Source organism: uncultured Succinatimonas sp. (assembly GCF_905203285.1).
In the GTDB taxonomy this organism is placed as follows: domain Bacteria; phylum Pseudomonadota; class Gammaproteobacteria; order Enterobacterales; family Succinivibrionaceae; genus Succinatimonas.
Map to the genome: position 1 here is coordinate 1 of NZ_CAJKVK010000119.1, position 4,762 is coordinate 4,762.

The 4,762-nt window shown below is 45.0% G+C and carries 3 protein-coding genes and 1 pseudogene; 1 reads left to right on the plus strand and 3 read right to left on the minus strand.

The annotated features are described in order from the left end of the window. On the plus strand, window positions 1-409 hold a 409-nt coding region (locus tag QZ019_RS09225), incomplete at its 5' end, for a hypothetical protein (protein WP_295484465.1). Window positions 410-613: 204 nt separating this feature from the next. Here QZ019_RS09225 and QZ019_RS09230 read toward each other — a convergent pair. From QZ019_RS09230 to QZ019_RS09240, 3 genes and pseudogenes are all read right to left on the minus strand, one after another. After that, window positions 614-3,985, minus strand: a complete 3,372-nt coding sequence (locus QZ019_RS09230; protein ID WP_295484467.1) for an autotransporter domain-containing protein — start codon at window positions 3,983-3,985, stop codon at window positions 614-616. Between the two features lie 128 nt (window positions 3,986-4,113). Continuing rightward, complete coding sequence (locus QZ019_RS09235) at window positions 4,114-4,398, minus strand: hypothetical protein (RefSeq protein ID WP_295484469.1); 285 nt, start codon at window positions 4,396-4,398, stop codon at window positions 4,114-4,116. Window positions 4,399-4,541: 143 nt separating this feature from the next. Continuing rightward, a pseudogene (locus QZ019_RS09240) lies at window positions 4,542-4,762 on the minus strand (hypothetical protein); the annotation flags it as partial.

The window sequence follows — 4,762 nt, forward strand, 5'->3', positions numbered from 1 at the left end:
TGCAAGAGAGGCAGGCGGTATTTATCTTAAAGAAATTGCAGCCTGGTGTTTTCCTATTGAATTAAAGAACACGGTGCAGAAGCTTACCCGACATTCCTGCGATCTTACGGTAAAGCGCAGACTCTTTATAAGAGATCGCCATGCTATGTACATAGTGAAAAAGCGCCTTAATGAGGGTGAAGGAAAATATCGTATTTATTGTGCACAGGAACCGGCACTGGTTTTTGTCAGATTCTTATCCTTCATGCCTCCGACCGTTACGGATCTGCTTAAAACGCGAGTATATGCCGGATGGTGTCAGGCAGCCGGGGCGTGGATGCTCTCGGAGCTTTACGAAGGAGAGCTGTATCGAGTGATTGACGAGATTAATTCACAGACTGCAGAACTTACCGACTATTACGTGTTATAGCATTGTTTTGCGTAGAAAAATTTTTACAGTGAACGTTTGCCATGACAAAATAATTATGCTGCTGCATTTGCCGATAGGTTTCACGCCTCTAAATCGCTCAATAACTCGTCTAGCGAATTGAAAGTTTTTTCCATCCTTTTTAGGAAATTACAAAATCTTTTGCGGATCAATTTTGCATCGTTGACTGACATATTCTTTTTACCATTAGAAGCGATAGTTAAAGTCAGCCGATACATTAAAGCCGGTAAGATCAGATCCGGTTTCAGCCCCGCAGGTAAGCCCTGCAGAAAAGCCGCTTGCAAGTTCAAGCTCTGCACCTGAGTTAAGATAAACTCCGCTGCGTCCGTCACGTTCAAGTTCAGAGTCAAAGGACAGTGCCGGGGTATATCTAAAAGAGGCCGCAGTATGATCTTTGTCATCCGTTACGTCGTAGAAGTAAGCGGTATCGGCAAAGAGCATAAAAGTGCTGCCTGAGGTATTTTTCTGCTGCAGTTTAAAGCGCCAGCCAAGCTCTAGCGGCAAACTGTCATAAGTTGTGCCGTCTATGTTTATGGCAGCGCTGCCGCTTTCGTCAATATCAGGGGTACGAATTAGGCTATAGTGTGCTGCGGCAAAAGGACCTGTGCACAAAGTAGAATTGTCGTTAGTAAACAAGAGGTCATAACCTGCAGCAGCTTGCACAGAACCGATGAAAGACAGCCAGTCGCTATCCATTGTGGCGCGATAGCCGTTGACGCTTACTATGCGATCCATATCACCGTACTGCATTCCGGCACGGATGCTGCCCTGCAGGTAAAATCCATCGGAATGAGGACGATATAGACCACGAAGACCTAAAAGCGCACTTTGTGCTTTTGCCTCGGCACCATTATTGCCTTTAATATCGGTGTTAAGTGAGTTTAAGGTAAGATTGACGCCTAGCGTCAATGCGCCTGTTAACTTAGTATCCGCACCGATTACAGCACTGTAGCCGTCGCTCTCCCAGGCAGCACCGTCAGAGTCATAAGCGCTGTAAAGCACATCCCCGTAAAGTTGCGTTCCATAAATTTCTTCAACGGGAGCTGCCCATTGACGATAAAACAGTTTTCGGTCTTGAGCGTTAAGTAGACGCAGTGATGCCTGTGCTGCTGCGCTGTAGCTTTCAGCGCTGACGGAGTGTAGCGCCTTGCGAATGGAGCTCCCTGACATGGAAGAAAAATCCAAGGCTGAAATAAGATCGGCGTAGGGTGAAACGGCGCTGTCGGCAAGACGAACTAAAGCGTAACCTGTTGAGGCAGCAGCTACACTGTCGGCATACCGGGCGTAAGCATCAGTGTTGCGGTAGACCTTGCCTGATGCAAAGTACTCTGTTTGTCCGGTATTGGCGTTTGAACTAGATCCTAGATTAGTAATATTTAAGGTCGGTGATAGGGCATCGATCTTAACGGTGTCAAAATCGTCTTCTGACTGATTGTTATATTCTATTTTTAAAGAGGTCTTTGTTTCTTGGTTGTTTGAGTAGTAGGATCGCGGCAGAAGCATGGAAAGAGTGCCGTCAAGTTGCGCACTTTCTGCGGATACATTCGCAGCAGAAGGAAGTCGCAGCACGCTGTTCTCACCTAAACTTATGGTCTGCGTTTTCAGGGCATAACCGTTTGCATCGCTCCCTAAAAGTGACAGCTCTCCATTATTAGACAGACTTAACGTTTGTGTGGTGCCTAAAACGGTCAGTTCACCGTCGGTAAGATTCATATCAAGACTTTCAGGACCATAAATTGAACCGTACAAGGTCATGGCAAATTTACGATCAGTATCTCCGGCACCGAAGATCAAGTCGGTAGTGAGATCAAAATCTTTATTATCTTTGACAAATGCAGTAATGTACTCATTGTCAGGATCCCAGTTAGAGATAATATTGCCTACTATCTGAGCTCCCGGCAGTACATTAATTTCCTGCACTAAGGCATTGTCGGAGATATATACGGCAGCTGCGCTGCCGGCAACCGTGCCGGTGATATTCACCTCACCCATCAAGGCACCGAAGTTGGAGATCTCAAACCCGTTGTTATCTTTCTCTGCAAGTGACCATTCACCACTACACTTATCAAAGTAACAATAAGAATTAAATACATCTTTTTCATCAAAAGAGGTCCAGATATAAGATCCACGGTATTCCGTTTCGTTTCCCAGCAGATTGCCGCCAAAATCAAAGCGTAAAGCAACACCGCCTTCACCTAGGGCTGTAATTGTGCCTTGGGCGTTGAGTTTCTGATCACTGCCGTAGGCAAACAGTACACCGGTACCGTTAAGACCGTCTGCTCTTATCTGTACCTCATCGGCGATGGTGATCTTGTTTTCTGAACCGTCAACGCGAATGCCGACTCCACCTGTTCCTCCTGCTAACAGATCGGCTGCCTGCGTTATTTTATTGTTTTTACCGTAAACATGCAGTCCGGTACCTAAAGTCGCGGTATTGGGCTGCCCATTAATATAGGCGCTTCCGTCTGCTGTTCGTGCATAAAAGCCATGCGTATTGACGATGGTTTGATTATTTGCATAAATCGATCTGCCGTAGAAATTTTTACAGTCGATGGTATAGCCGAGATCCTGCAAAGCCGCTAACTCGGCTTCCATGAAGAAAGTGTAGTTACGATAGTTCTGGTGGCTCATCATGGAATGTTCTAGCTCAAAGTGCGACAGTTCAAAGAACGGATCACAATTCTCGTCATAATACTCTGCTCCGTTAACCGGAATGCCCTTAAGGTCGGATCCTGCTAATACCTCGCTTACGTGCGGTCCTTTAAAATACACTCCTGATTGTGCACCTTCGCCTACCAGAAAAATATCTTCTCTAGACTTATTTATATCGCTATCAGTAAGAGAAACCAGTTCTTTGCCTGTGGAATATTGCACGCCGCGACAATCATAGAGAAAATTGTTAAAGTTAAGCTCATAGTCCTCGATAAAGCCGATTCCCAGAGCATGTCCGAACTCATGGAACACTGTGGCGGCATAATCAAAACCTTTGCCGTTAGGCAGGGTATGCCAAGTTGTGGGATAGATAAAATCAAGTCCCTCACCGATAAATACGTATGCAGGCAGTTGGGCAGGCTCGTTCATGGTAAATTGCCCAATCGGACCAACCACGTTTTCAGGCTCATTTTGTACATTCAAATTGGGCAAAGATGTGGCTGAAGCGTTTTCGTATGTTTCATCAAATCCCAGAACCTGCACTTTGACAGGAGAGGTGTTTACAGTTCCGGGCCCCAAGATCTCTGCCCACAAGGATCCTGCCATAATTAGTCCGCTTATTTCCTCGTCTTTAAGATTGCGCTGCGCGGTACTGAATTCATCTTCTTCCCCATCTGAAAAAGCATCCGGCAGTTTTTGCATGTTCTCGCCTGCATTTAAAACTTGCAGTTCAAACATCTGTTTACCTTTATAGCTGATGAGGTAGAGGGTAGAGGCTTCGCTTTGCTGCAGGGGCAGGGAGCATAACATAGATACGGCAACGCTTAAGGCGCTGCGCTTCAGCGTCATATGTTTCCGGCATTTGCAGTTGTAGATTTTTTTGACGGCTAAGATTTTATTTTTCATGTTGACTTTTTCCTTTCCGGCAAAAACTCAGACAACCATGGAACAGAACACTTGCGTGGTATTTTGTTTGTTCATGATAAAGGTAAACACATTGTTTGCCTATCAGTTTTTTCAGTTGCAGGAACAGATCAATTATTGATCTTTTGAATATTTAAGGATGTTTTTTTAAACTGCAAAATTTCGGATTCGGAAAGACCTGTAAGCTCTATTATCTGGTGGATATCAAAATCAGCTTGCAGCATTTTTTTAGTCGTTTCCAGTGCCTGAATCTTCTTACCTTCAACTCTGCCTTCAGCTTTACCCTCAGTTCTTCCTTTTTCAATTCCTTCAGTTAGACCTTCAGCCCTGCCTTCAGCTTTTCCGATTTCTTTACCCCGAAGCTCCGCAGAGCTTATAGCCGACACGAAGTCCATCTCAGCCCGCTCAGCCGCCTCATAGCGCAGCTTCTCTTCCTTATCTTTGCTTTACACTTTTTTGTCCTTGATACTTTGTTGCATATGTAAAAACGGCTTCTTATGCATAGCGGCATAAAAAACCGTTTATGTTAGTTCAATTTTTATTTTTTAAGCTGCATAATTTCGGATTCGCAAAGACCTGTCGCTTTTATGATTTGCTGTATGGATAATCCCATCTCAAGCAAGGTTTTAGCCGTTTCCAGTGCCTGAATTTTCTTGCCTTCAGCTTTACCCTCAGTTCTTCCTTTTGCTATTCCTTCAGTTAGACCTTCAGCCCTGCCTTCGGCTTTTCCGATTTCTTTACCCCGAAGCTCCGCAGAGC